Origin of the sequence: Jiangella sp. DSM 45060, from assembly GCF_900105175.1 — a bacterium.
In the GTDB taxonomy this organism is placed as follows: domain Bacteria; phylum Actinomycetota; class Actinomycetes; order Jiangellales; family Jiangellaceae; genus Jiangella.
Genome location: NZ_LT629771.1, coordinates 5,620,506 through 5,645,028, shown reverse-complemented (window position 1 = coordinate 5,645,028; position 24,523 = coordinate 5,620,506). Strand labels below are relative to the sequence as shown.

At 72.2% G+C, this 24,523-nt stretch carries 21 protein-coding genes; 15 read left to right on the top strand and 6 right to left on the bottom strand.

Going from position 1 to position 24,523, the window contains the following annotated elements; all coding sequences use genetic code 11:
* Positions 1 to 209: 209 nt before the first annotated feature.
* Both BLU82_RS25145 and BLU82_RS25140 read left to right on the top strand, forming a co-directional pair.
* Positions 210 to 1,394, top strand: a complete 1,185-nt coding sequence (locus BLU82_RS25145; protein WP_197682449.1) for a Glu/Leu/Phe/Val dehydrogenase — start codon at positions 210 to 212, stop codon at positions 1,392 to 1,394.
* Between the two features lie 296 nt (positions 1,395 to 1,690).
* Positions 1,691 to 2,278 (top strand): TMEM165/GDT1 family protein, encoded by a 588-nt coding sequence (locus tag BLU82_RS25140; protein ID WP_092623720.1) that lies wholly within the window; start codon positions 1,691 to 1,693, stop codon positions 2,276 to 2,278.
* Here the strand turns inward: BLU82_RS25140 and BLU82_RS25135 are convergent.
* Positions 2,275 to 3,864, bottom strand: a complete 1,590-nt coding sequence (locus tag BLU82_RS25135; RefSeq protein ID WP_092623719.1) for a dolichyl-phosphate-mannose--protein mannosyltransferase — start codon at positions 3,862 to 3,864, stop codon at positions 2,275 to 2,277. The genes BLU82_RS25140 and BLU82_RS25135 overlap by 4 nt on opposite strands.
* 60 nt (positions 3,865 to 3,924) lie before the next feature.
* On the opposite strand from BLU82_RS25135, the gene rsmI reads away from it, so the two are divergent.
* Positions 3,925 to 4,788 (top strand): 16S rRNA (cytidine(1402)-2'-O)-methyltransferase, encoded by an 864-nt coding sequence (rsmI, locus tag BLU82_RS25130; protein WP_092623718.1) that lies wholly within the window; start codon positions 3,925 to 3,927, stop codon positions 4,786 to 4,788.
* Positions 4,789 to 4,800: 12 nt separating this feature from the next.
* Here rsmI and BLU82_RS25125 read toward each other — a convergent pair whose 3' ends face one another.
* From BLU82_RS25125 to BLU82_RS25115, 3 genes are read right to left on the bottom strand one after another with little or no spacing between them, the layout of a single operon-like run.
* A complete protein-coding gene (locus tag BLU82_RS25125) occupies positions 4,801 to 5,121 on the bottom strand; it encodes a nuclear transport factor 2 family protein (RefSeq protein ID WP_092623717.1) in 321 nt (106 codons plus the stop codon).
* 48 nt (positions 5,122 to 5,169) lie between these two features.
* Entirely contained in the window at positions 5,170 to 6,069 is a 900-nt protein-coding gene (locus BLU82_RS25120; RefSeq protein WP_092623716.1) for a M56 family metallopeptidase, read from the bottom strand.
* On the bottom strand, positions 6,066 to 6,455 hold the full coding sequence (locus BLU82_RS25115; RefSeq protein WP_255367087.1) for a BlaI/MecI/CopY family transcriptional regulator: 390 nt from the start codon (positions 6,453 to 6,455) through the stop codon (positions 6,066 to 6,068). Before BLU82_RS25115 ends, BLU82_RS25120 begins: the two co-directional genes overlap by 4 nt.
* Before the next feature lie 87 nt (positions 6,456 to 6,542).
* Between BLU82_RS25115 and BLU82_RS25110 the strand changes: the two genes are divergently transcribed.
* From BLU82_RS25110 to BLU82_RS25100, 3 genes are all read left to right on the top strand, one after another.
* The gene (locus BLU82_RS25110) at positions 6,543 to 7,982 is read left to right on the top strand and encodes a cytochrome ubiquinol oxidase subunit I (protein ID WP_092623714.1); all 1,440 of its coding nucleotides are present in this window, start codon (positions 6,543 to 6,545) and stop codon (positions 7,980 to 7,982) included.
* A gap of 14 nt (positions 7,983 to 7,996) precedes the next feature.
* Positions 7,997 to 8,995, top strand: coding sequence for a cytochrome d ubiquinol oxidase subunit II (gene cydB / locus BLU82_RS25105; RefSeq protein ID WP_092626262.1), 999 nt, complete (start codon positions 7,997 to 7,999; stop codon positions 8,993 to 8,995).
* A gap of 86 nt (positions 8,996 to 9,081) precedes the next feature.
* Entirely contained in the window at positions 9,082 to 10,713 is a 1,632-nt protein-coding gene (locus BLU82_RS25100; RefSeq protein WP_092623713.1) for a Na+/H+ antiporter, read from the top strand.
* A gap of 4 nt (positions 10,714 to 10,717) precedes the next feature.
* Here BLU82_RS25100 and BLU82_RS25095 read toward each other — a convergent pair whose 3' ends face one another.
* Positions 10,718 to 11,131, bottom strand: a complete 414-nt coding sequence (locus BLU82_RS25095) for a PRC-barrel domain-containing protein (protein WP_092623712.1) — start codon at positions 11,129 to 11,131, stop codon at positions 10,718 to 10,720.
* A 90-nt stretch (positions 11,132 to 11,221) separates the two neighbouring features.
* Here BLU82_RS25095 and BLU82_RS25090 point away from each other — a divergent pair, with 90 nt between their 5' ends.
* From BLU82_RS25090 to BLU82_RS25075, 4 genes are all read left to right on the top strand, one after another.
* Positions 11,222 to 12,184: a sigma-70 family RNA polymerase sigma factor gene (locus BLU82_RS25090; protein WP_092623711.1), complete on the top strand. Its 963-nt coding sequence runs from the start codon at positions 11,222 to 11,224 to the stop codon at positions 12,182 to 12,184.
* Positions 12,185 to 12,246: 62 nt separating this feature from the next.
* Positions 12,247 to 12,501, top strand: a complete 255-nt coding sequence (locus BLU82_RS25085) for a hypothetical protein (RefSeq protein ID WP_092623710.1) — start codon at positions 12,247 to 12,249, stop codon at positions 12,499 to 12,501.
* A 28-nt stretch (positions 12,502 to 12,529) separates the two neighbouring features.
* Positions 12,530 to 13,792: a non-homologous end-joining DNA ligase gene (gene ligD, locus BLU82_RS25080; RefSeq protein ID WP_092623709.1), complete on the top strand. Its 1,263-nt coding sequence runs from the start codon at positions 12,530 to 12,532 to the stop codon at positions 13,790 to 13,792.
* 86 nt (positions 13,793 to 13,878) lie between these two features.
* Positions 13,879 to 16,251, top strand: a complete 2,373-nt coding sequence (locus BLU82_RS25075; protein WP_092623708.1) for an arylsulfatase — start codon at positions 13,879 to 13,881, stop codon at positions 16,249 to 16,251.
* Here BLU82_RS25075 and BLU82_RS25070 read toward each other — a convergent pair.
* Positions 16,226 to 16,969, bottom strand: coding sequence for a MerR family transcriptional regulator (locus BLU82_RS25070; RefSeq protein ID WP_092623707.1), 744 nt, complete (start codon positions 16,967 to 16,969; stop codon positions 16,226 to 16,228). The two genes, BLU82_RS25075 and BLU82_RS25070, sit on opposite strands and share 26 nt — an antisense overlap.
* Positions 16,970 to 17,068: 99 nt before the next feature.
* Between BLU82_RS25070 and uvrA the strand changes: the two genes are divergently transcribed.
* The 5 genes from uvrA (at position 17,069) to BLU82_RS25045 (ending at position 24,513) form a co-directional block, all read left to right on the top strand.
* A complete protein-coding gene (uvrA, locus tag BLU82_RS25065) occupies positions 17,069 to 19,594 on the top strand; it encodes an excinuclease ABC subunit UvrA (protein ID WP_092623706.1) in 2,526 nt (841 codons plus the stop codon).
* Between the two features lie 17 nt (positions 19,595 to 19,611).
* Positions 19,612 to 20,484, top strand: a complete 873-nt coding sequence (locus BLU82_RS25060; protein WP_092623705.1) for an LLM class flavin-dependent oxidoreductase — start codon at positions 19,612 to 19,614, stop codon at positions 20,482 to 20,484.
* A 42-nt stretch (positions 20,485 to 20,526) separates the two neighbouring features.
* Positions 20,527 to 22,107, top strand: coding sequence for a methionine--tRNA ligase (gene metG / locus BLU82_RS25055; protein ID WP_092623704.1), 1,581 nt, complete (start codon positions 20,527 to 20,529; stop codon positions 22,105 to 22,107).
* 35 nt (positions 22,108 to 22,142) lie between these two features.
* Positions 22,143 to 23,036, top strand: coding sequence for a TatD family hydrolase (locus BLU82_RS25050; RefSeq protein ID WP_231947580.1), 894 nt, complete (start codon positions 22,143 to 22,145; stop codon positions 23,034 to 23,036).
* Positions 23,037 to 23,370: 334 nt separating this feature from the next.
* Positions 23,371 to 24,513, top strand: a complete 1,143-nt coding sequence (locus BLU82_RS25045) for a resuscitation-promoting factor (RefSeq protein WP_172885700.1) — start codon at positions 23,371 to 23,373, stop codon at positions 24,511 to 24,513.
* Positions 24,514 to 24,523 lie beyond the last annotated feature (10 nt).

The window sequence follows — 24,523 nt, the reverse complement described above, 5'->3', positions numbered from 1 at the left end:
CCGCCGGCAGCGTCCGCTCAGGCCGGGTTGCGATCGTGATCCACGCCTCAGCGCTGCGGGGTTGTGGACCCTCTTAAAAGAAGGGATATTCGTTTTGCAACCTGGCCCCGAACTCACGGAGGAACCCCGTGACCATCGACACCTGGCGCGACTCCGCCCCGACCGCGGGCACGGCCGTCCGTGGCTACGTCGCCGACGCTGCCCGCGCCGTGGACCTGCCCGGCGACGTCGCCGAGGTTCTGGCCACCAGCTACCGGGAAGTGAGCGTCCAGGTTCCGCTGCGCCGCGACGACGGAAGCCTGGTGGTGGCGCAGGGCTACCGCGTGCAGCACAACGGTGCTCGCGGCCCGTACAAGGGCGGGTTGCGCTATCACGCCGATGCCGATCTCGATGAGGTCCGTGCCCTTGCCGCGCTCATGACCTGGAAGACCGCACTGCTCGACCTGCCGTTCGGGGGCGCCAAGGGCGGGATCCGGATCGACCCGGCCACGCTCTCGCAACGTGAGCTGCAGTCGCTGACGCGGACCTTCGCGTTGTCGCTGAGCCACGTCCTGGGCGCCTACCGCGATATCCCCGCGCCCGACGTGAACACCAATGCGCAGGTGATGGCGTGGTTCATGGACGCCTACAGCAGCCGGCACGGGTACACGCCGGCCGCCGTCACCGGCAAGCCGATCGAGATGGGCGGCGCGCCGGGGCGCGAGGCGGCGACCGGGCGTGGGCTGGTGTACGTCGTCGAGGCGGCGGCGCGGCGCTGGGGGTGGGATCTCACCGGGAAAAGGGTGGTCGTCCAGGGTTTCGGCAACGTCGGCTCGTGGGCGGCGCGGGAGTTCGCGGCCCTCGGCGCCCGCGTGGTGGCGGTCAGCGACGTGCGTGGCGGCGTCGTCAATGATCGCGGCCTCGACGTCGACGGACTGGTGCGGACGGTGTCCGGGGGCGGCTCGGTCACGGAGATCGACGTCGCTCACACGCCCATCGGCCTCGACGAACTGATGACGATGGAGTGCGACATCCTCGTGCCGGCCGCGCTCGGCAACGCCATCACCGAGGACAACGCCGCCGCGGTCGCCGCGGCGGTCGTCGTCGAGGGGGCGAACCATCCGGTCACCCCGGCAGCGGACCGTATCCTGGCCGATCGCGGCGTCCGAGTCGTGCCCGACATCCTCGCCAACGGCGGCGGCGTCACCGGTTCGTACTTCGAGTGGACTCAGAATATCCAGCAGTTCCGCTGGAGGGAGGAACGCTTCAACGCGGAGCTGGGCGATCGCCTGCAGAGCGCTTTCACCCAGGTCGCCGACAGGGCCGAGGACACCGGCTCCAGCTACCGGTTGGCCGCGTACTCGATCGCCCTCGATCGCGTCGCCCGCGCTGTCCGGCTGCGCGGTTACGTCTAGAGGCCGGGTATGGACGAACGACGGCGCGGCAGGCTCGTCGCGGTCGGCGGCGAGGGAGTCGGCCGGTGAACCGCAGGGTGTGAGGCTGCCCACGTCGGCTGGATTCCCGATCACCGATCCCGGTAGGCTGGGTCCCAGCGAAGGGGAGTAGCCCCCAATGTCGCGGTCGACATACTGACGCTCCGGCGTCCGGCCGCGCGGCCTCGTCAAGAGGCGGGCGAGACCTTCGACCCATGGCAGTAGTTGCCGGGTCGGAGTCTCGCAGCTTCCGGTCCGGCGTGACCGGAAGGGATCCGATGGCCGACCTGTGGGCCGCGTTCCTCGTGAGCTTCGGCGTCATCTTCGTGGCCGAGCTCGGTGACAAGTCCCAGCTGATGGCGCTGACGTTCGCCACGCGGTTCAAGGCGTGGCACGTCATCCTCGGCATCACGATCGCGACGACCGTCGTGCACCTGGCGTCGGTCGCGATCGGGTTCGGGTTGGGCGAGGCGCTCCCGACCGGCTGGATCAACGTCATCGCGGCGGTCGCGTTCTTCGGTTTCGCCGCCTGGACGTGGCGGGGCGACTCGTTGACCGACGACGAGAAGAGCAAGGCCGAACGGACCACCAAGGCCGCCGTCATCGCCGTCGGCACAGCGTTCTTCCTGGCCGAGCTGGGCGACAAGACGATGCTCGCCACCATCACGCTGGCCGCCGACAACGACTGGGTCGGCGTGTGGATCGGCTCGACCGTCGGCATGGTCGCCGCGGACGCGCTGGCCATCGTCGTCGGCCGCTACCTGGGGCAGCGGCTGCCCGAGCGGCTGATCCAGGTCGGCGCCTCCGCTCTGTTCGTCCTGTTCGGTGTGTGGCTCATGATCGAGGGCGTCGCCGAGCTCACCTAGATCCAGCTGCTGAACCACATCCGCGCCCGCCAGGCGTCGTACGAGATCAGCTGGTCGACGTGGATGGGGTAGAACCAGGCGGCGACGGCCACGACGATCAGGACGTAGCCACCGGCGATCGCCACCCCGACGGCGCGCCGCCGCGGCGAGGCGTCCGGCGGCCCGATGATCAGCCCCAGCACGAACGTCACGGCCAGCACCAGGAACGGCACGATCGCGACCGCGTAGAAGTAGAAGATCGTCCGGTCGGTGAAGAACAGCCACGGCACCCAGGTCGCGATGATTCCGGCGAGGATCGCACCGGCCCGCCAGTCGCGGCGGAAGAACCACCACCACAGGCACACCAGCAGCGCTGCGCACGCACCCCACCACAGCGGCGGCGTGCCCAGCGCGAGCACCGCCTGACTGCACCGCTCGGCCTCGCAACCGGCCTGGCCGAGGTCGTACCCCTCGTAGTCGAACGACACCGGCCGGCCGAGGTAGAGCCACTCCCACGGCTTGGACATGTAGTCGTGCGGGGTGTCGAGGTCGCGGTGGAACCGCCACATCTCCGAGTGGTAGTGCCACAGGCTGCGCGCCCAGCTCGGGAACAACTGGCCCAGCGCCGACGGCGCGTTCTCCGTGGCCCACTGCCGGTGGTAGCCGTCGGACGACGTGATCCAGCCCCACCACGACACGACGTACACGAACGCGGCGGTGACGACCATCGTGAGGAACGCGACCGGCCCGTCGCGCAGCAGTGAGTTGAGGACGGGGCTGCGCAGCCCGGCCGCGCGCCGCGCGCCGATCTCCCACAACACCGTCATCAGCCCGAACACGGCGACGGCGTACAGCCCGCTCCACTTCGTGCCGCAGGCCAGGCCGAGCATGATCCCGGCTGCCAGCCGCCACGGCCGCCACCAGAACAGCGGGCCGTCGCCCGGTTCCGTCAACCCGCGGGCCAGCCTGGACTCGCCCCAGTCGGCGTACTTCGCCCGCATCTGGTCGCGGTCGATCAGCAGGCAGCCGAACGCGGCGACGATGAACATCGCGAGGATGCCGTCGAGCACCGCCGTCCGGCTCATCACGATCGACAGGCCGTCGACGGCGAGCAGCAGGCCGGCGACGCAGCCGAGCAAAGTCGAGCGGAACAGCCGCCGCCCGATGCGGGCGAGCATGACCACCGTCGCCACCCCGCACAGCGCGACGGCGATGCGCCAGCCGAACGGGTCCATGCCGAACACGTCGATGCCCTGGCCGATGATGAACTTGCCGACCGGCGGGTGCACGACGAACGACGGCTCGTTCAGGAAGACGTCGAGGTCGCCGCTGAGGATCCGCTCGTTGGCGTCCTCGGTGAACTTGCGCGAGTAGCCGAACAGCAGCTGCGAGTAGGCGTCCTTGGCGTAGTACGTCTCGTCGAAGATGATCTTGTCGGGACGGCCGAGGTCGACCAGTCGCAGCACCGCCGCGACCACACCGACCAGCAGCGGGCCGATCCAGCCCCAGACGCGGTCGGACGGCATCGGCCGGACGAGGCGGGCTCGGAGGCCGGCCGCCGAGCGCTCCGTCTCGGAGGCCTCTGGGGCGTCAACCGTCTGGGTCACCGGGTCATCCTACGAGTGCTCGCTGTGAACCAGCGGCTTGCGTTGCGCGAGGATGGGCGGGTGGCGAACTCGACGACGGACGGTGTCCTGGTGCTGGCCGGCACCCCGATCGGCGACGCCGGCGACGCTCCGCCGCGGCTCGCGGCCGAGCTGGCGGCTGCTGACGTGGTGGCGGCGGAGGACACCCGGCGGCTGCTCCGGCTGACGTCGTCGCTGGGTGTGACGATCGCCGGGCGGCTGGTGTCGTACTTCGAAGGCAACGAGTCCGCGCGCACGCCGGAGCTGCTGGCCGCGCTGACCGACGGCGCCCGCGTGGTGCTGGTGACCGACGCCGGCATGCCGTCGGTGTCCGACCCCGGGTACCGACTGGTGGCGGCGGCGGTGGCGGCGGGCGTCCGGGTGACGTCCGTACCCGGGCCGTCGGCGGTGCTGACGGCGCTCGCCGTCAGCGGGCTGCCGGTCGACCGGTTCTGCTTCGAGGGCTTCCCGCCGCGCCGGCCTGGGGAGCGGTCGCGGACGTTCGCCGCGCTGGCCGACGAGCAGCGGACGATGGTGTTCTTCGAGTCGAGGCACCGGCTGGCCGACACGCTGACGGCGATGGCGGCGGCGTTCGGCGCGGACCGTCCGGCGGCGGTGTGCCGCGAGCTGACCAAGACGCACGAGGAGGTCCGGCGCGGGCCGCTGGGCGAACTCGCCTCGTGGGCGACGGCGGACGGGCCGCTCGGCGAGATCACGCTGGTGGTGCAGGGCGCGCCACCCCGCTCGGCGACCGCCACCCCGGCCGACGCGGTGGCGCAGGTGGTCGAGCGCGAGGCGGCCGGTGTGCGCCGCAAGGAGGCCATCGCGGAGGTCGCCCGGGAACTGGGGTTGCCGAAGCGCGAGGTCTACGCGGCGGTCGTGGCGGCGAAGGACGCCGCCGACTGAGCCGTTGCGGCGTCAGGCCTGGCCGGTCGCGAGAAGGCTGATCCTGCCGTCGACGACGGTGAAGGACCAGGACGTGCGCATCTGGCCCCACGTGTCGTTGCGGTAGGCCGCGACCAGCGACCGTCCGTCCGACGACTGGGACTCGACCTCCAGGTGGCCGTTGACGGTGAAGATCTCGCGGTCGATCCAGTCCTCGAGGTCGCGCTGCGAGCCGTCGTCGGTGAGGACGGCGTCGGGGGTGAGCAAGCCCAGGAAGGCGGCGCGGTCGCCGTCGTTGATGGCGGCGACCAGGGCACGGACGGTGGGATCGGTGAGCTGCGCGGCGGGGATCATGCCGGCTCCTTCGGGTCGGACGTGTGCCGTCATTGGCCAACCTATGCGTCAGGGCAGCAGCGCGCGCGACAAAGCCGTCAGCCAGGGCACCGCGACCGCGACGGTCGGCACCGCCACGAGCGCCGCGGCAACCGCGTAGGCCAGCCCCGCGATCAGCCACGGCTGCGGGCCCGGAGCGGCGGCGAGACGGCGGATGCGGACCGCGGGCGTCACGGAGCCGGACCCGAGGGCGCCGGCGGGCACGGGGGCGTCGGCCATGCGGGCCAGCGCCCGCGCCAGTGGCACCGCGCCGCTGCGTCGCCGGGCGGCGTCGTCGGCGAGCATCTCGACGAGGCCGGCGGCGGAGTCGAGGGCGACCGAGCTGCGCACGAACCGCGGGAACGCGTCGTGCAGCACGCCGAAGCCCTCGAGGACGAGGTCGTGGCGGGCCCGGACGTGCGCCCGCTCGTGCGCCAGGACGGCCGCGGTCTCGTCGGAGCCCAGCGCGTCGAGCGCCGGCGCCGACACCACCACGCGCGAGCGCACCCCCGGAATGCAGTACGCCACCGGCCGCGCGACGTCGACGACCAGGGCGCCCGGCGCGCGCTGGTCAGGGCGCCCGACGAGGTCGACGACGTGGCGTTGCCGGCGACGGCGGGCCCGCAGCGTCATGCCCAGCGTGTGCGCCGACCACAGCAGCCGTGCGACGACCACCACAGTCAGCAGCAGCGCCGCCGCGTGCAGCACCACCAGCCAGACCGACGGCGACGGATGGGTCACGACGAGCGTCCCCGCCGACGCGCCCGCGCCGAGCGCCGACAGCACCGCCGCCAGCGCGACCGCCTGCCACAGCACCAGCGCCGCCCGCGGCGCCCGCAGCGGCCACGACGCCCGGGCCAGCAGCGCCGGCGCCGGGCCGGTCAGCAGCAACGCCAGGACCAGCAGGACAACGGGCGTGGTCTCGGTCACGCGGAATCACGAGCCGACCGCTCCACCGCCTCGAGCGCCTCGCGCAGCGCCCGCGCGTCGTCCTCGGAGGCGGACCCGACGAACCGCAGCAGCGCGGCCGTGCGGTCGGAGCCGTCGACGGTGTCGAGCGCCTCGTGCATGAGCTCGGCCGTGAGCTCGTCGCGGCTGAACGCGGGCCGGTAGCGGTAGGCGCGGCCGTCGCGGATCTGCTCTGCCGACCCCTTGCGGGCCAGCCGATCGAGCACCGTCATGACCGTCGTGTACGCGATGTCGCGCGACCCGGCCAGCGCCTCGTGCACCTGACGGACGGTGGCCGGCGCGCGCAGCGCCCACAACTGCTCCATGACGGCGCGTTCGAGTTCACCGAGTCGGGCACGTCCTGGCACGTTCACCAGTGTACCGACCACTCGTAGTACTACAGTATGTCGTAGCATCTACGACGTAACGTAGTACGCACCCGAAGGGCAACGCGCATGGACGTGCTGGACCTCGCCCGCTGGCAGTTCGGCATCACGACGGTGGTGCACTTCTTCTTCGTCCCGTTCACCATCTCGATGGCGTTCCTCGTCGCGATCATGCAGTCGGTGTGGATGCGCACGAAGAGCGAGCGCTGGCTGCGGCTCACCAAGTTCTTCGGGAAGCTGCTGCTCATCAACCTCGCCGTCGGCGTGGTCACCGGCCTCGTGCAGGAGTTCCAGTTCGGCATGAACTGGAGCGACTTCAGCCGGTTCGTCGGCGACGTGTTCGGCGCGCCGCTGGCGATGGAGGCGCTGCTCGCGTTCTACCTCGAGTCGGTGTTCGTCGGCGTCTGGATCTTCGGCTGGGGCCGCATCCCGCCGAAGATCCACCTGGCCACGATCTGGGTCACGGCGTTCGGGACGCTGCTGTCGGCGTACTTCATCCTGGCCGCGAACTCGTTCATGCAGCACCCCGTCGGCTACGAGATCAACGAGGAGGCCGGCCGCGCCGAGCTGACCGACATCTGGGCGGTGCTGACGAACAAGGTGCTGCTGGTCACGTTCCCGCACACGATCTTCGCCGCGTTCATGGTCGGCGGCGGCGTGGTGGCGGCCGTCGCGATGTGGCACCTGATCCGCGGCGCGCGCCACCCGGAGGACGCCGAGCCCGGCGCGCCGTCGGACCGTGGCGCGTTCCGTACCGCGCTGCGCATCGGCGCCGTCACCGTCCTCGTCGGCGGCATCGGGGTCGCGGTCTCCGGCGACTTCCAGGGCAAGGTCATGACCGAGGTGCAGCCGATGAAGATGGCCGCCGCCGAGGCGCTGTACGAGACGCAGCAGCCGGCGCCGTTCTCGCTGTTCACCATCGGCACGCTGGACGGCAGCGAGGCGATCTACTCGATCGAGGTGCCGCAGCTGCTGTCGTTCCTCGGGACCGGCTCGTTCGACGGCGAGGTCCAGGGCATCAACGACCTGCAGGCGCAGTACGAGGAGGAGTTCGGCCCGGGCGACTACAGCCCGAACATCCCGGTCACGTACTGGACGTTCCGGATGATGATCACGATGGGCGGGCTGGCCGGGCTGATCGCGCTCTGGCAGCTGTGGGCGACCAGACGCGGACGGGTGCCGACGTCGCCGTGGGCGCTGCGCGTCACGGCGGTGCTCCCGCTCCTTCCGCTGGCCGGCAACGCCCTCGGCTGGATCTTCACCGAGATGGGCCGGCAGCCGTGGCTGGTGTTCGGCCTGATGCCGACGGCGTCCGGCATCAGCCCCAGCACCACCGCCCGGACGGTGTTCATCTCGCTGGCCGCGTTCACCGTCCTCTACGCGGGCCTGACCTGGCTGTGGGTGCACCTGCTGGTCAAGCACGCGCGGCCGGGCCTGCCCGACGTCGCGCCACCGCCGCCACGCGACGAGGACGACGACGCCGACAAGCCGCTGAGCTTCGCGTACTGAGGGGAGTGCAGATCATGGAGTTGAGCACGCTGTGGTTCCTGCTCATCGCGGTCCTCTGGATCGGCTACCTCGCGCTCGAGGGCTTCGACTTCGGCGTCGGCATGCTGACCCGCCGGTTCGCCCGCGACGACACCGAGCGCCGCGTCCTCATCAACACGATCGGCCCGGTCTGGGACGGCAACGAGGTCTGGGTCATCACCGCGGTCGGCGCGACGTTCGCCGCGTTCCCGGAGTGGTACGCCACGGCGTGGTCGGCGTACTACCTGCCGCTGGTGCTGATCCTGTTGACGCTGATCGGCCGCGGCCTGGCCTTCGAGTACCGCGCCAAGGGCGACACCGCGACCTGGCGGAACCGCTGGGACCTGGTGATCTTCGCCGGCTCGGCGGTGCCGGCGTTCGTGTGGGGCGTGCTGCTGGCGGCGTTCGCGCAGGGGCTGCCGCTGGATGCCGGTCACGACTTCGTCGGCGACCTCGGCGATGTCGTGACGCCGTACACGCTGCTCGGCGGTGTCGTGACGCTGGCGCTGTCGCTGCTGCACGGCGCCCACTACCTGGGCCTGAAGACGGTCGGGGAGATCCGGGAGCGGGCGCGGCGGCTGGCCGGACGGCTCGCGGTCCCGGTCGCCGTCGTGCTGGCCGGGTTCCTCGGGTGGACGGTGCTGCGCGACGACTCGCCGTCGTGGGCGGCCGGCGCCGCGGCGATCGTCGCGGTGGTGGCGGTCGCGGCAGGTGCGACGGCGAACGCGCGCGGCCGCGAGGGCTGGGCGTTCACCGCGACGTTCGCGACGGTGGCGGCGGTCGGCGCGACGCTGTTCGCCGCGCTCTACCCGGACGTGCTGCCGTCGACGCTCGACGCCGCGAACGGCCTGACCACGACGAACGCGTCGTCGTCGGACTACACGCTGACCGTGATGACGTGGGTGGCGGTGCCGTTCGTGCCGGTCGTGCTGGCGTACCAGAGCTGGGTCTACTGGATGTTCCGCAAGCGGATCGGGGTCCAGCACATCCCGTAGCCCCGCCCCACTCCGAAGTTGATCTTCAAGATCAACGTGGGCGGGGTCGGGGGAGTGGGCGGGCCGGCCCGCTAGCCTGCCAGACGATGCAGTTGCTGCTCGTGGTGGTGGGCGCGATCGCGGTGACCGCGGTCGCCAACCGGCGCGGGCTGCAGCCGTCGATCGTGGTCGTGGTGCTGGCGTCGGCGGTGTCGTTCGTGCCCGGGCTGCCGCGGTTCGAGCTGGAGCCCGACCTCATCCTCAGCGTCGTGCTGCCGCCGCTGCTGTACTCCGCGGCGCTGGACTTCTCCGTCTACAGCCTGGCCCGCAACCTGCGCCCGATCCTGTCCCTCGGTGTCGGCATGGTGGTCGTGTCGACGCTGGTCACGGGCGTGGTGGCGAACTGGGTGGTGCCGGGGCTCGGGCTGGTGTCGGCGCTGGTGCTGGGCGCGGTCGTGGCGCCGCCGGACGCCGTCAGCGCGGTCGCGATCGGGCGGAAGCTGGGGCTGCCGAAGCGGCTGATGACGATCCTGACCGGGGAGAGCCTGGTCAACGACGCGACCGCGCTGACCATCTTCACGCTGGCGGTGGCCGCGGCCACCGGCAGCCACCCGTTCATCGGCAACGCGCTGCTGCTGTTCGTGTACTCGGCGGTGGTCGGCGTCGGTGTCGGCGTCGCGCTCGCCGCGGGCGTGCACTGGACCCGTCAGCGGCTGGGCGAGAGTGGCCTGGAGACGGCGCTCGGGCTGGTGGTGCCGTTCGCCGCGTTCCTGTTCGCCGAGGAACTGCACGCGTCCGGCGTCCTCGCCGTCGTCGCCGCGGGGTTCTGGCTCGGCCACCACGACGCCGACGCCGGGTTCGAGACACGGCTGCAGGGCCGGCAGGTCTGGCGCAGCCTCGACACCCTGCTCGAGGCGTTCGTCTTCGCCTACATGGGCCTGCAGTGCAGGTTCGTCTTCGCCGACCTGGGGCTGGCGGACGGCGAGTGGGCGCGGTTCGCGCTGTCGGCCGTCGTCGTGCTGCTGACGGTGCTGCTGATCCGGCCGTTCTGGGTGTTCCTCACCTACGGCCAGCGGGTGCTGCGACGGCGCTACCTGCGGCTCCCGTGGCGACGGCGCCGGCGGCGGCCGCGTACCCACCAGCCGCTGCCGCGGGCGCAGCTCACGGTGCTCTCGTGGTCCGGCATGCGCGGGGTGGTGACGCTGGCCGCGGCGGCCGGTGTGCCCGCCGTGACGGCGTCCGGCGAGCCGTTCCCGGGCCGCAGCACCATCCAGGCGCTCGCGTTCGTCGTCGCCGTCGGGAGCCTGCTCATCCAGGCGCCGACGCTGCCGGTCCTGGTCCGGCGCATGGACATCGACGACGACGCGGAGCGCGAGGAGGAGTCCGAGGAGGTCCGGCGGGCACGCCGGATCGCGCGGGCGGCGGCCGAGCAGACCCTGCGCGACCTGCTCGACCACCCGCCGCCGGGCGCCGATCCCGTCGCCCTCACCACCATGCGGGACCGCTTCGCCGCCGCGATGCGGGCCCGGCACTCCGCCGACGCTCTGGACGCCGAGGTCGAGGAGGCCGAGCACGCCCCCGCGGTGCGCGAGACCATGCTCGCCGTCCGCCGCGAGATCCTCGCCGCCCAGCGGCTGGCGCTCACCGCCGCCCGCGACGCCGGTGAGCTGGACGACGAGATCATGCGGCGCGAACTGGAGCGGCTGGACTACGAGGAGGCGGCCGCCGCGGCCGAGTGACCCGTCACAGATAGAAGGGGTACGGCGGGTACGCGTAGCCGGCCGCCCAGAACGGCGGGTAGCCGTAGTACCCGTACAGCTCCTCGTAGTACTCGCGGGCCGGCACGAGGTCCGGGTCATACGCCGGCGCTCCGGCCACGTGGCCGCGGTCCTGGGCGATGTGCACCTTCTCGTCGATCCGCACGATCGCGTCGACGGGGATCAGCTGCTTGCGCTCGCCGAGGCCGAGGAAGCCGCCGGAGCCGACCTGCAGGAAGCGCACCTTCTTCTCCTCCGGGTCGATGACGAGGTCGTCGACGGTGCCGACCTCGTCGCCGTTGCGGTCGACGACCTCGCGGCCGCGCACGTCGTCGTCGGCCGTCACGGCCAGGCCGGAATCGGTGAGGTGGACCAGCGTGTGCGGGGTGTCGGTGGTCATCGGGAACTCCCTTCCTTCACCTGGTCAGTACCCCCTCGCCGCCGGGGCGATCCGCCGTTTACGCCGTCCGATGGTGGGTAGCCGCCGAACATGGCACATCACGGGCATCGGCGCGCGGCGATGCGGAGCGAACCGCGGGAGCCGGACGAGGACTACGACCTCGTCGGCCAGTACCTCCGGCAGATCGGCGCCACGCCGCTGCTGTCGGCGGCCGAGGAGGTCGAGCTGGCCCGTCGCATCGAGGCGGGCGTCTACGCGGCGGAGCTCTTGGAGACGGGCGCCGGAGCGGCCGCCCCGGCCGAGCTGGAGGCGCTGGTCCGCGACGGCGAACGGGCCAAGGACCACATGATCCGCGCGAACCTGCGGCTGGTGGTGTCCGCGGCGCGCAAGTACTACCGCAACACCGGGCTGTCCTTCCTGGACGTCGTGCAGGAGGGCAATCTCGGGCTGATCCGTGCCGTGGAGAAGTTCGACTACGCGAAGGGGTTCAAGTTCTCGACCTACGCGATGTGGTGGATCCGCCAGGCCATCGAGCGCGGCAAGGCCGAGCGGGCCCGGACGATCCGGCTGCCGGTGCACGTCCTGGAGAGCATCGCGAAGCTCGGGCGGGTGGAACGCGGGCTGCAGGCGGCCCTGGGTCGCCAGCCGACGATCGCGGAGGCGGCCGCCGAGTCCGGCCTGACGGAGTCGCGCGTCGCCGAGCTGCGCCGCATCGCCCGCGACACCGTCAGCCTCGACACCCCGGTCGGCGACGAGGGCAGCGCCAGCATCGGCGACCTCATCGAGGACACCGAGATCCTGCAGGCCGCCGACGTCGTCGAGTACCACGCGCTGGCCCAGGAGCTGCGGGCGCTGGTCGACACGCTGCCGCCGCGCGAGGCACTGATCATCACGCTCCGGTACGGCCTGCACGACGGCCGGGAGCACACGTTGCAGGAGGTCGGCGAGCGCGTCGGCCTCACGAAGGAGCGGGTGCGCCAGCTGGAGAAGCAGTCGATCGCCGAGCTGCGCGACCCGCAGCGCCGCTCGCCGCTGCTGGAGTGGGCCGGCTGATGCCGCCGGGCTGTCGGTGCCGCGTGGCATCGTGGAGGTAGCGGCGGCCGACGGAGGTGTCCATGCGGGGCGACAAGGTCGAGATCGTCATCGATGCCGGCGACACCACGCGCAGCTACGAGATCGTCGCCACGAAGGCCGGCCGCCGGGTCGACGTCAGCATCGGCCGCGGCGTCGTCGTGGTCGCCGAGGTCACCCGGTCGGGCACGCCGGTGCGCACCGCCCGGTTCATGTCCAGCCGGGTCCTCGCGCTGGTCGAGCACCCGGTCGCCGAGGCGGCGCTGGCGCAGGAGGCCCCGCCGCCGGAGCCGGGCTGACGCCCGGGGGTCCCTCTATGGTGGTGTCATGTCGTCCTCGCAGGTGCTGGAGGTCGCCGGGCGTGAGGTGACGATCACCCATCCAGACAAGGTGATCTTCCCCGACGGCGGCCACACCAAGCTGGACCTCGTCCGCTACTACCTGACGGTCGCCGAAGGCGCGTTGCGCGGCGTCGAGGGCCGTCCGATGATCCTCAAGCGGTTCGTCAAGGGCATCGACCAGGAGGCGTTCTTCCAGAAGCGCGCTCCGCAGAAGCGGCCCGACTGGATCGACGTCGCGACGCTGCGCTACCGCTCCGGCACGTCCGCCGACGAAGTGGTGGTGCGCGACGCCGCGGCGCTGGCGTGGGTGGTCAACCTCGGCTGCATCGACCTCAACCCGCACCCCGTCCGCGCCGAGGACCTCGACCGTCCGGACGAGCTGCGCATCGACCTCGACCCCAACCCGGGCATCGAGTGGGCGCAGATCCTCGACGTCGCGCAGGTGGCGCGCGAGGTGCTGCAGGACCACGGGCTGACCGCGTGGCCGAAGACGTCCGGCTCGCGCGGCTTCCACATCTACACCCGCATCGACCCGCTGTGGTCGTACCGGCAGGTGCGGCTGGCCGCCGAGAGCGTCGCCCGCGAGGTCGAGAACCGCGCGCCCGGCATCGCCACGGCGAAGTGGTGGAAGGAAGAGCGCGAGGGCGTCTTCGTCGACTTCAATCAGAACGCCAAGGACCGCACGGTCGCCTCCGCCTACTCCGTCCGCGCCAAGGCCGACGCCCGGGTGTCGATGCCGCTGACGTGGGACGAGGTCCCCGGCTGCCGGGCCGAGGACTTCACGCTGGCCACCGCGCCGCGCCGGTACGCCGAGATCGGCGACCCGTGGGCCGGCATCGAGACGTCGGCCGGGTCGCTGGAGCCGCTGCTCGAGCTGGCCGAACGGCTCGGGCCGGCCGAGAAGCCGCCGAAGGGCACCGGGCGGCGCACGCAGACGATGCCGCTGATCGAGATCGCCCGGGCCAAGACCAAGGACGAGGCGCTGGCCGGGCTGGAGCGCTGGAAGGACCGCCACGCCGATGTCGTGCCGCACCTCGAGCCGGCCGACATCCTGGTCGACGGCATGCGCGGGCGCAGCTCGCTCTGGTACCGCATCCGCGTCAACCTGCAGCACGTGCCGGACGAACGCCGTCCTGAGCAGGAGCCGCTCGAGGTCGACTACGACCCGTGGGCCGGCACGCCGTGGGCCAACGCGGGCGAGGCGGTGCGGGAGGCGCGCGAGGCGGCCCGCGACGCCGCGTCCGACTGACCCGGTGGTCCTCACCCAGGCCGGGTGAGGACCACTGCCGCCCCCGCCGGAAGAGTGGTCGTCCGGGCGAGCCCGAGGGGGACACCATGGCCAGCGACCAGACCCAGCCGCAACGCGCGGTGCTGCCGATCCCGGACCAGCAGCACGTCGGCGTCACCACCTACGACGCGAAGGACCCGGACACGTCGTACCCGCCGATCACACCGCTGCGGCCACCCGCGGGCGCGCCGAACGTGCTGATCGTGCTCATCGACGACGCCGGGTTCGGGTCGAGCAGCGCGTTCGGCGGACCGTGCCACACCCCCGCGTTCGAGGGCTTGGCCGCCGGCGGCCTGCGCTACACCCGCTTCCACACGACGGCGTTGTGCTCGCCGACCCGGGCGGCGTTGCTGACCGGCCGCAACCACCACTCGGTCGGCATGGGCGGCATCACCGAGATCGCCACGTCGGCGCCGGGATACAACTCGCTGCGGCCGAAGGAGAAGGCGACGCTGGCCGAGGCGCTGAAACTGAACGGCTACGCGACGGCGCACTTCGGCAAGTGTCACGAGGTGCCGGTGTGGGAGACCAGTCCGATGGGCCCGTTCGACCGGTGGCCGAGTCCGGGTAACGGGTTCGAGCACTTCTACGGCTTCATCGGCGGCGAGACGAACCAGTACGCCCCGGCGCTGTACCGCGACACCGTCCCCGTCGAGCCGGACCGCTCGCCGGAGGAGGGTTACCACTTCACCGAGGACATGACCGACCGGGCGATCGAGTGGGTGCGCGAGCAGAAGGCGCTCATGCCGGACAAGCCGTTCTTCCTGTACTACGCGCCGGGTGCGACCCACGCCCCGCACCACGTGCCCGCGGAGTGGTCCGATCGCTACCGCGGCCGCTTCGACCAGGGCTGGGACGTCCTGCGCGAGGAGACCGTCGAGCGGCAGCGGCGGCTCGGGGTCGTCCCGCCCGACGCAGAGCTGACCGCACGGCCCGCGGAGATCCCGGCGTGGGACGACATCCCCGACGATCTCAAGCCGGTGCTGGCCCGGCAGATGGAGGTCTACGCCGGCTTCATGGAGCACACCGACCACCACACCGGGCGGCTCATCGATGCCTTGGCCGACCTGCAGGTGCTGGACGACACCCTCGTCTTCTGCATCATCGGCGACAATGGCGCGTCGGCCGAAGGTGACGTGCACGGCACCTTCAACGAGCTGATGAACCTCAACGGCGCCGGCGCGCTGCAGGACACCGAGTTCATGGCGTCGCGGATCGACCAGTTCGGCACACCGGCGGCCTACAACCACTACGCCGTCGGCTGGGCGCACGCGATGGACACGCCGTACCAGTGGACCAAGCAGGTCGCGTCGCACTGGGGCGGCACCCGCAACGGGACCATCGTGCGCTGGCCGCGCGGCATCCCCGCCCCCGGCGAGACACGCGACCAGTTCCACCACGTCATCGACGTGGCGCCGACGGTGCTCGAGGTCGCCGGGCTGCCGCACCCGGCCTTCGTCAACGGCATCCAGCAGGCGCCGCTGGAGGGCGTGTCGATGGCGTACACGTTCGCCGACGCTGCGGCGCCGGACCGGCACACGACGCAGTACTTCGAGATGTTCGTCAACCGCGGCATCTACCACGAGGGCTGGACGGCGGTGACCCGGCACAGTACGCCGTGGGAGCCGACGGCCGAACTGCCGGCCTACGACGACGACGTCTGGGAGCTCTACGGTCCCGACGACTGGACGCAGGCGCACGACCTCGCCGCCGAGCAGCCGGACACGCTGGCCCGGTTGCAGCGGCTGTTCCTCATCGAGGCGGCGAAATACCACGTGCTGCCCCTGGACGACCGGCGCGTGGAGCGGTTCAACGCCGACCTCGCCGGCCGGCCGCAGCTGATCCACGGCTCGTCACAGGTGCTGTTCGGCGGGATGGGGCGGCTGTCGGAGAACTCGCTGCTGGTGCTGAAGAACAAGTCGCACGCCGTCACCGCCGACATCGTGGTGCCCGGCGACGGCGCCACCGGCACGATCGTGGCGCAGGGCGGCGCCTTCGGCGGCTGGAGCCTGTACCTCGTCGACGGCCGGCCGGTGTACTGCTACAACCTGTTCGGCCTGCGCCGGTTCAAGGTGCGGGGCGCCGACCCGGTGCCGCCGGGCGAGCACCAGGTGCGGATGGAGTTCAGCTATGACGGCGGCGGGCTGGGCAAGGGCGGGACGGCGACGCTGTACGTCGACGGGCGGGAGGCCGGCTCGGGCCGGATCGACGCGACCGTCCCGATGCTGTTCTCCGCCGACGAGACCGCCGACGTCGGGCACGACTCCGGCACCCCGGTGACGGACGACCTGCGCGACGGGCAGGGCGTGTTCACGGGCCGGGTCCGCCGGGTCCAGCTCGACATCGACGCCGCCGCCGAGGACGTCGACCACCTGATCACTCCCGAGGAGCGCTTCAGGATCGCCATGACGCGGCAGTGACCTCGTCGCCTCGAGGGGGTGCCGGTTCGGAGGTCACGTACGCGTGCAGCCGGCCGGCGCCGTCGAGCATGGCCAGCGCCCGCGCGGTCAGCTGATCCGCGCGCTGGGCGAGCACGGCGCGCAGCGCCGCGGTGCTGCCGGTGCGGCGCAGCTCGTCCAGCACCTGGCGCACCTGCGGCAGCCCGTAGTGGCTCTGCCGGAGCAGGTTGACCAGCTGGGCGTCGCGGACGTCGTCAGGGGTGTAGCTGCGGTACGACGTGCCCGGCTCGCGCGCGGGGGCGAGCAGGCCGTACGCCTCCCACGTGCGCAGCGCCGACGTCCGCACGCCGAGCCGCCGCGCGACCTCGCCGACCCGCAACCCCGGCCCACTCCGCGGCGCGGCCCGCGGTGCGCCGGCCAGCGTCTCGACCGCGCCCGCGGTCTCGCGCAGCTGCCGCCGCTGGTCGTGCAGCTCGGCGTGGACGGCGTCGACCAGCGCGAGCGCGCCGGACACGTCGTCGTCGTGGACGGAGCGCATGATCGCCCGCGCCGCGATGACGCCGTAGCCGGCCAGCAGCGCGCGGTAGGTGAGCAGCGCCTCGCGGTGCCGTTCGGTGAACTGCCGGTACCCCGACTCCGATCGCGGCGCCGGCGGCAGCAGGCCGTCCTCCTCGTAGTTGCGGACCTGCTGGGCCGAGATGCCCACGGCCCGCCCGAGGTCGACCGGGCGCAGCGCCATCGTCCCTCCCGTTGCACGGCGGAGTTGAAGCTTATCGCGGCCTTCAGCGCTCTGGCCGCGGTCAACCTTCAACAAGCGACTCAATGGGAGAATTGAAGGATGGATTCCGGCGAGATCAGGGTCACGAACGCCCGCCTGCACAACCTGAAGAACGTCACCGTCGCCATCCCGCGCCACCGGCTGGTCGTGCTGACCGGCCGGTCCGGGTCCGGCAAGTCCACCCTCGCCTTCGACCTGCTGCACCGCGAGGGACAGCGCCAGTACATGGAGTCGCTCGGGCTGGTCACCGCCTGGGTGAGCAAGGCGCCGGTCGACTCCATCACCGGACTGTCGCCGTCCATCAGCATCGACCAGTACCTGACGAACCGCAGCCCGCGGTCCACCGTCGGTACCGCCACCGAGGTCTTCACCTACCTGCGGCTGCTGTGGGCGCGCATCGGCCACCGGCCCTGCCCGTCCTGCGCGGCGCCGCTGCCGCCCAGCTACCAGGAGGGCGACGACGACCCGTGGGACGACGAGTCCGGCGAGCCGCGCGACGCCGAGACCGTGGCCTGCCCGCACTGCGGCGCCGAGGTGCCCGACCTCGTCATGGGCGACTTCTCCTTCAACAAGCCGTCCGGCGCCTGTCCGGGGTGCACCGGCCTCGGCGTGGTCGTGCGACCCGACACCTCCAAGCTGGTCGACGACGATCTCAGCGTCGCCGAGGGTGCGGTGCTGGGCTGGCACCCCGTGACGACCGACCGCAACATCGCGGTGCTGCGGGCCGCCGGACGGCACTACGGCTTCGAGTTCGACGCGTACGTGCCGGTCCGCGAGCTCGGCGACGTCCAGCGCGACCTGCTGCTGTTCGGTGTCGAGAGCCCGGAGTTCGGCCGGCACGTCACCGCCGCGCCGCCGCGCACCGTCGCCGCCGGCCGGTTCGAGGGCGTCGCCACCAGCGTGCTGCGCCGCTACGCCGACCGCATCGAGGACACCGGCTACCGCGAGAAGACCGAGCGGCTGCTGCGCCAGGAGACGTGCCCCGACTGCGAGGGCAGCCGGCTGCGGCCGGAGAGCCGCCGCGTCACCGTCGCCGGGCTGAACGTCGTCGACGCCGCCCGGCTGCCGCTCGGCGAGCTGGCCGCGTGGATCGACGCGCTGCGCGGGCGCGTCGACGACGGCGAGTGGCGCTTCGCCGAACCGGTCGTCGCCGACCTGCACGAACGCGTGCGCCGACTGGTCGACGTCGGGGTCGAGTACCTGACGCTGGAGCGGTCGACGCCGAGCCTGTCCGCGGGCGAGGCGCAGCGGCTGCGGCTGGCGGCGCTGCTCGGCTCCGGCCTGACAGGCGTGCTGTACGTGCTCGACGAGCCGACCATCGGGCTGCACCCGGCCGACGTCGCCCGGTTGGTCGGCGTGCTGCGCCGGCTGCGCGACCTCGGCAACACGGTGCTGGTCATCGAGCACGACCTCGAGGTGCTGCGGGCCGCCGACCACGTCATCGACATCGGTCCCGGCGCGGGCCGCGACGGCGGCCGGGTGGTCGCGGCGGGCACGCCGGACGAGGTCGCGGCCGCCGAGGGGTCGGTGACCGGGGCGTACCTGTCCGGCCGGCTCAGCGTGCCGAGGACGCCGTCGTCGCCGGTGGACGGCGCCGCGCTCGTCGTGCGCGGGGGCCGCGCGCACAACCTGAAGGACGTCACCGTCGCGCTGCCGCTGGGCCGGCTGGTCGCCGTCACCGGGCCGTCCGGGTCGGGGAAGTCGTCGCTGCTGCTCGACATCGTCGACCGCGCCGGCCGGCAGCGCTTCACCGGCGCCGGCGACCCGCCCGGCGACCACGACGGCATCGACGGCTGGGAGCACCTCGACAAGGTCGTGACGATCGACCAGCAGGCGGCCGGGCGGATGCCGCGGTCCAACGCCGCCACCTACTCCGACGCGTTCACCCCCATCCGCGAGGCGTTCGCCGCGACGGACGGCGCCCGGTCGCTCGGCCTGACCGCCGGGCACTTCTCCTTCAACGTGCCGGGCGGACGGTGCGAGCGGTGCGCCGGCGCCGGGGTGCTGAACGTGTCCATGCACTTCCTGCCCGACGTGCAGGTGCGCTGCCCGGTCTGCCGCGGCCGCCGGTTCACCCGCGACGTCCTGCGGGCGAAGTACCGCGGCCACGACATCGCCGAGGCGCTGTCGATGACGGTCGCCGAGGCGGTCGAGCTGTTCGCCGACGTGCCCGGCGCGGTGTCGCGGCTGCGGCTGCTCGACGACGTCGGCCTCGGCTACCTGCAGCTCGGCCAGCCGACGACGACGCTGTCCGGCGGCGAGGCGCAGCGGATCAAGCTGGCGAAGGAGCTGGCCCGCCGGTCCACCGGCCGCACGCTCTACCTGCTGGACGAGCCCACCACCGGGCTGCACGTCGACGACGTCGCACGGCTGCTCGGCGTGCTGCGGCGGCTGGTCGCGGCGGGCAACACCGTCATCGCGATCGAGCACGACCTCGACGTCGTCCGCGCCGCGGACTGGGTGGTCGACCTCGGGCCCGCCGGTGGAGAGGCGGGCGGCCGGGTCGTGGCGACGGGCCCGCCGGAGGAGATCGCGGCGGCGCCGGAGTCGCGGACGGGGGCGTTCCTTGACCTCAACCGCGCTTGAGGTAGTTCAGTGGGGTCATGGCTGACCCCATCTCCTACGGCGCCGCGCTCCCGGCGTCGGCGCACCGGCTCCCGGAACTGCTCGAGGCGACGGCGATCGCCGAGGAGCTCGGCGCCGATCTCGTCACCGTCGCCGACCACCCGTACCTGCCGTCCGAGCTGGACGCGTGGACGCTGGTCCCGCTGCTGCTGGCGCGGACGTCGCGGGTGCGGGTGGCGACGAACGTGACGGCGCTGCCGTTCCGCACTCCGGCCGTCATCGCGAAGGGCGCGGCCACGCTGCAGCACACCAGCGGCGGGCGGTTCGTGCTCGGCCTCGGCGCCGGCGGCCCGTACGACGGGCTGCCGGGCTGGGGCGCGCAGTGGGGCACGCTGGGTGAGGCGATCGGCGCGCTGGACGAGGCGATCCCGCTGCTGCGCCGGCTGTGGTCCGGGCAGCCGGTCACGCACGACGGCGCGTACTACCGGCTGCACGACGCCGTCGCGGTCGCCGGTGCCGCGCCCGACCCCGTCCCGCCGGTGTGGGTCGGCTCGTTCAAGCCGCGCATGCTGGCGATCACCGGCCGGCACGCCGACGGCTGGCTGCCCACCAACGCCTACCTGTCGCTGGACGACGTCCCGGCCATGCAGCGGGCCATCGACGACGCCGCCGTCGCCGCCGGTCGCTCCCCATCCGCCGTCCGCCGCGTCTTCAACGTCATGGGCGTCATCGACGAGTCCCGGCCGCAGCGCAACGACCAGCTGCTGGTCGGCTCGGCCGCGCACTGGGCCGAGGCGCTGGCCGACTACCGCGACCGCCTCGGCTTCGAGACGTTCGTCTTCTGGCCCGTCCACGGCGACACCCGCCGCCAGGTCGAGCTGTTCTTCCAGGCCGTCGTGCCCAAGCTCTGACCGCGGCGGTCCCGGCGCGGCGCGGGGACTACCATCGGGCGCATGCCCAAGGCGTTCTACGTCACCACGCCGATCTACTACGTCAACGACGCACCGCACATCGGCCACGCTTACACGACCGTCGCCACCGACTTCATCGCCCGCTGGCACCGTCAGCGCCAGGAGGACGTCTGGTTCCTCACCGGCACCGACGAGCACGGCGAGAAGGTGATGCGCACGGCCGAGGCCAACGGCACCGACCCGCAGACGTGGGCCGACCGGCTGGTCGAGGAGGCCTGGAAACCGGTCCTGAAGACCATCGACGCGTCGAACGACGACTTCATCCGCACCACGGAGCCGCGGCACGTGGCCCGCGTGCAGGAGTTCATCCAGAAGCTGCACGACAACGGCGAGATCTTCGAGGGCACCTACGAGGGCTACTACTGCGTCGCCTGCGAGGAGTACAAGCAGCCCGGCGACCTCGTCGAGGGCACCGGCGAGTACGCCGGCCAGCTGGTCTGCTCGATCCACGGCCGCCCGGTCGAGAAGCTGTCCGAGACGAACTACTTCTTCCGCATGTCCGCCTACACCGAGCGGCTGCTGGAGTTCTACGAGCAGAACCCCGGCTTCGTGCAGCCCGAGAGCGCCCGCAACGAGGTGCTCGGATTCGTCCGGCAGGGCCTGCAGGACCTCTCCATCTCGCGGTCGACGTTCGACTGGGGCGTCACGGTGCCGTGGGACCCGGCGCACGTCATCTACGTGTGGTTCGACGCGCTGCTCAACTACGCCACGGCCGTGGGCTACGGCGCCGACCCGGAGAAGTACGAGCGCACCTGGCCGGCCGACATCCACTTCGTCGGCAAGGACATCCTGCGCTTCCACGCGGTCATCTGGCCGGCCATGCTGATGGCGGCCGGCGAGCCGCTGCCGAAGAAGGTGTTCGCGCACGGCTGGCTGCTGGTCGGCGGCGAGAAGATGAGCAAGTCCAAGCTCACCGGCATCGCGCCCGAGCAGATCACCGACACCTTCGGCTCCGACGCGTTCCGCTACTACTTCCTACGCGCCATCGCGTTCGGCAACGACGGCTCGTTCTCGTGGGAGGACATCGCCGCGCGGTACCAGGCCGAGCTGGCCAACGGGCTGGGCAACCTCGCCTCCCGGGTCGCCGCGATGGTCGGACGCTACTTCGACGGCGCGCTGCCCACCCCCGGTCCGGCGACCGACGCCGAGGAGACGCTGGCCGCCGTCGCCGCGAAGGCCGCACAGGACGCCGAGGCCGCCGTCGACCGCGTCGCGCCGCACGAGGCGCTGGCCGCCGTCTGGACGCTGGTCGACGCCGCCAACGGCTACATCACCGAGCAGCAGCCGTGGGCCGTCGCCAAGGACGACGCGCAGCGCGAGCGGCTGGCCACCATCCTGTACTCCTCCGCCGAGGCGCTGCGGGCGCTGGCCGTGCTGCTCAACCCGGTCATGCCGAAGGCGACGGCGAAGCTGTGGGAGTCGCTGGGGGCCGAGAAGGCGCTCGGCGCGCTGGCGGCCCAGCCGGTCGCCGACGCCGGCCGCTGGGGCCAGCTGGTCCCCGGCGCCGAGGTCACCAAGGGCGACGCGCTGTTCCCGCGGCTGGACCTCGCAGCAGCGGACTAGGGTGTGGCGGCCATGGACTTGGGAGGCACACCCTGGTGACGGACGCGCCTCGCGAGCGGCGGTCGGCGACGGACGAGGCCGGGCGCAAGCGCGACCGGTCCCGGCCGCCGCTGCCCGAGCCGCTGCCGGCGCCGGTCACCGACACGCACTGCCACATGGACATCGCCGACGGCGACGACGGCGACGCGTTCGGGGTGGCGCGGGCACTGGACGCCGCCGCGAAGGTGAACGTGACGCGGGTGGTGCAGGTCGGCTGCGACCTGCCCGGCGCCGCGTGGGCCGTCGACGTCGCCGAGCGGCACCCGAACGTCGTCGCCACCGTCGCGCTGCACCCGAACGAGGCGCCGAAGCTGGCGGCGGCCGGCGAGCTGGACGACGCGCTGGCCGAGATCGACCGGCTGGCCGGGTCCAGCTCGCGGGTGCGCGGCATCGGCGAGACCGGCCTCGACCACTTCCGCACGGGGCCCGAGGGCCGGGCCGCGCAGGAGTACTCGCTGCGGGCGCACGCCGAGATCGCCCGGCGTCGCGGGCTGGCACTGACCATCCACGATCGCGACGCCCACGACGACGTCCTGAGGGTCCTCGACGACGTCGAAACGCCCGATTGTGTCGTATTTCACTGTTTCTCGGGGAACGAGACCTTCGCGCGCCGCGTCGCAGAGCGAGGCTGGTACCTGTCCTTCGCCGGCCCGGTCACGTTCAAGAACGCGGCCGAGCTGCGTGCCGCCCTCGCCGTCACGCCGCCGGAGAACCTGCTCGTCGAGACCGACGCGCCGTTCCTGACGCCGCACCCGTATCGCGGCCGGCCGAACGCGTCGTACCTGGTCCCGGTGACCGTCCGGTTCATCGCCGAGACCCTGGGGCAGGACCTCGAGGCCGTGTGTCACACCCTCCAGGCGAACACCGACCGCGCTTTCGGATCATGGTGACAAGAAGTCGTTTCCGCAGGTCACATGCGGGCCGACGCCGGCCGCCTCGCGCGGGCGCGCGTCGGTGTCAGGCGTGGACGTGTCACAGCGTCACACCTTGGCCCTCCGGGGCGATTTGTCCGATTCAACCGGTCGGATCAGTTGTCCGGCCGTTCGCGATGCGTTACCGTCCCGAGATTGTTAGCCGGGGTCGGGGAAGCTTCGGGTGGCAGATGAACGGCCGGACACACGGTCCGACGAGCAGTGCGCCGAACACGCGCACGGTAGCTTGGCGGGCTGGATGACCGGGCGTGCCGCGAGGTCCCGTGCCCGGACAGTACGACCGAGGAGCACAGTGCGCCTGTCCGCGAAGACGTTGGCGATCAACGCCACCGTCGTCACTGCTCTGGTAGGCGGCGGTGTCGCCTACATCACGCTCGACAACGCCGTCGCTCTCACCATCGACGGCCAGACCGAGACCGTGCACACGTTCGGCAGCAGCGTCGAGGACGTCCTCGACGAGCGGGACATCGAACTGAGCGCCCGGGACGAGGTCATTCCCTCGCTGGACAGCGACATCGAAGACGGCACCGAGATCAGCGTCCGGTACGCCCGGCAGATCACCGTGACCATCGACGGCGAGGAACAGCAGATCTGGACCACCGCGCTGTCCGTGGACGAGGCCCTGAGCGACCTCGACATCCGTGCCGACGGCGCCGACGTGTCCGTCGCCCGGTCGCAGGCCATCGGGCGCGGCGGCCTCGACTTCGAGGTCCGCACCCCGAAGGAGATCACCGTCACCGCCGACGGCGCGACCAACCCGGTCACGACGACCGGCCTCACGGTCGCCGAGGCCCTGACGGAGGCCGGCATCACGCTCGGCGAGCTCGACCTCGTCGAACCCGCGGCCGACACCGCGCTGGCCGACGCCCTCGCCGTCACCGTCCGGCGGGTCACCGTCGAGACCGCGACCGTCACCGAGGCGGTCCCGTTCGAGGTGACCGAGCAGGAGGACGACTCCCTCGAGAAGGGCAGCGAGTCGGTCGAGACCGAGGGCAAGGCGGGCACGCTCGAGCGGGTGGTGCAGAACACCTACATCGACGGCGAGCTGTCCAGCACGGACGTCCTGTCCGAGGAGGTCATCGCGGCCCCGGTCGACCAGGTCGTGCTGGTCGGCACCAAGGAGCCCCCGGCCCCGCCGGCCGAGGACGACGGTGGCGGCGGCGGTGGCGGCGGCGGCGATGACGTCGACGGCGGCGTCTGGGACCGGCTGGCGCAGTGCGAGTCCGGCGGCAACTGGTCCATCAACACCGGCAACGGCTACTACGGCGGCCTGCAGTTCTCGCTGGGCACCTGGCAGGCGTTCGGCGGCTCCGGTTACCCGCACGAGAACAGCAAAGCCGAGCAGATCCGCATCGCCGAGAAGGTCCGCGACAACCGCGGCGGGTACGGCGACTGGCCGGCCTGCGCCCGGTCGCTCGGCCTTCCGCTCGGCTGACGCCGGTCTC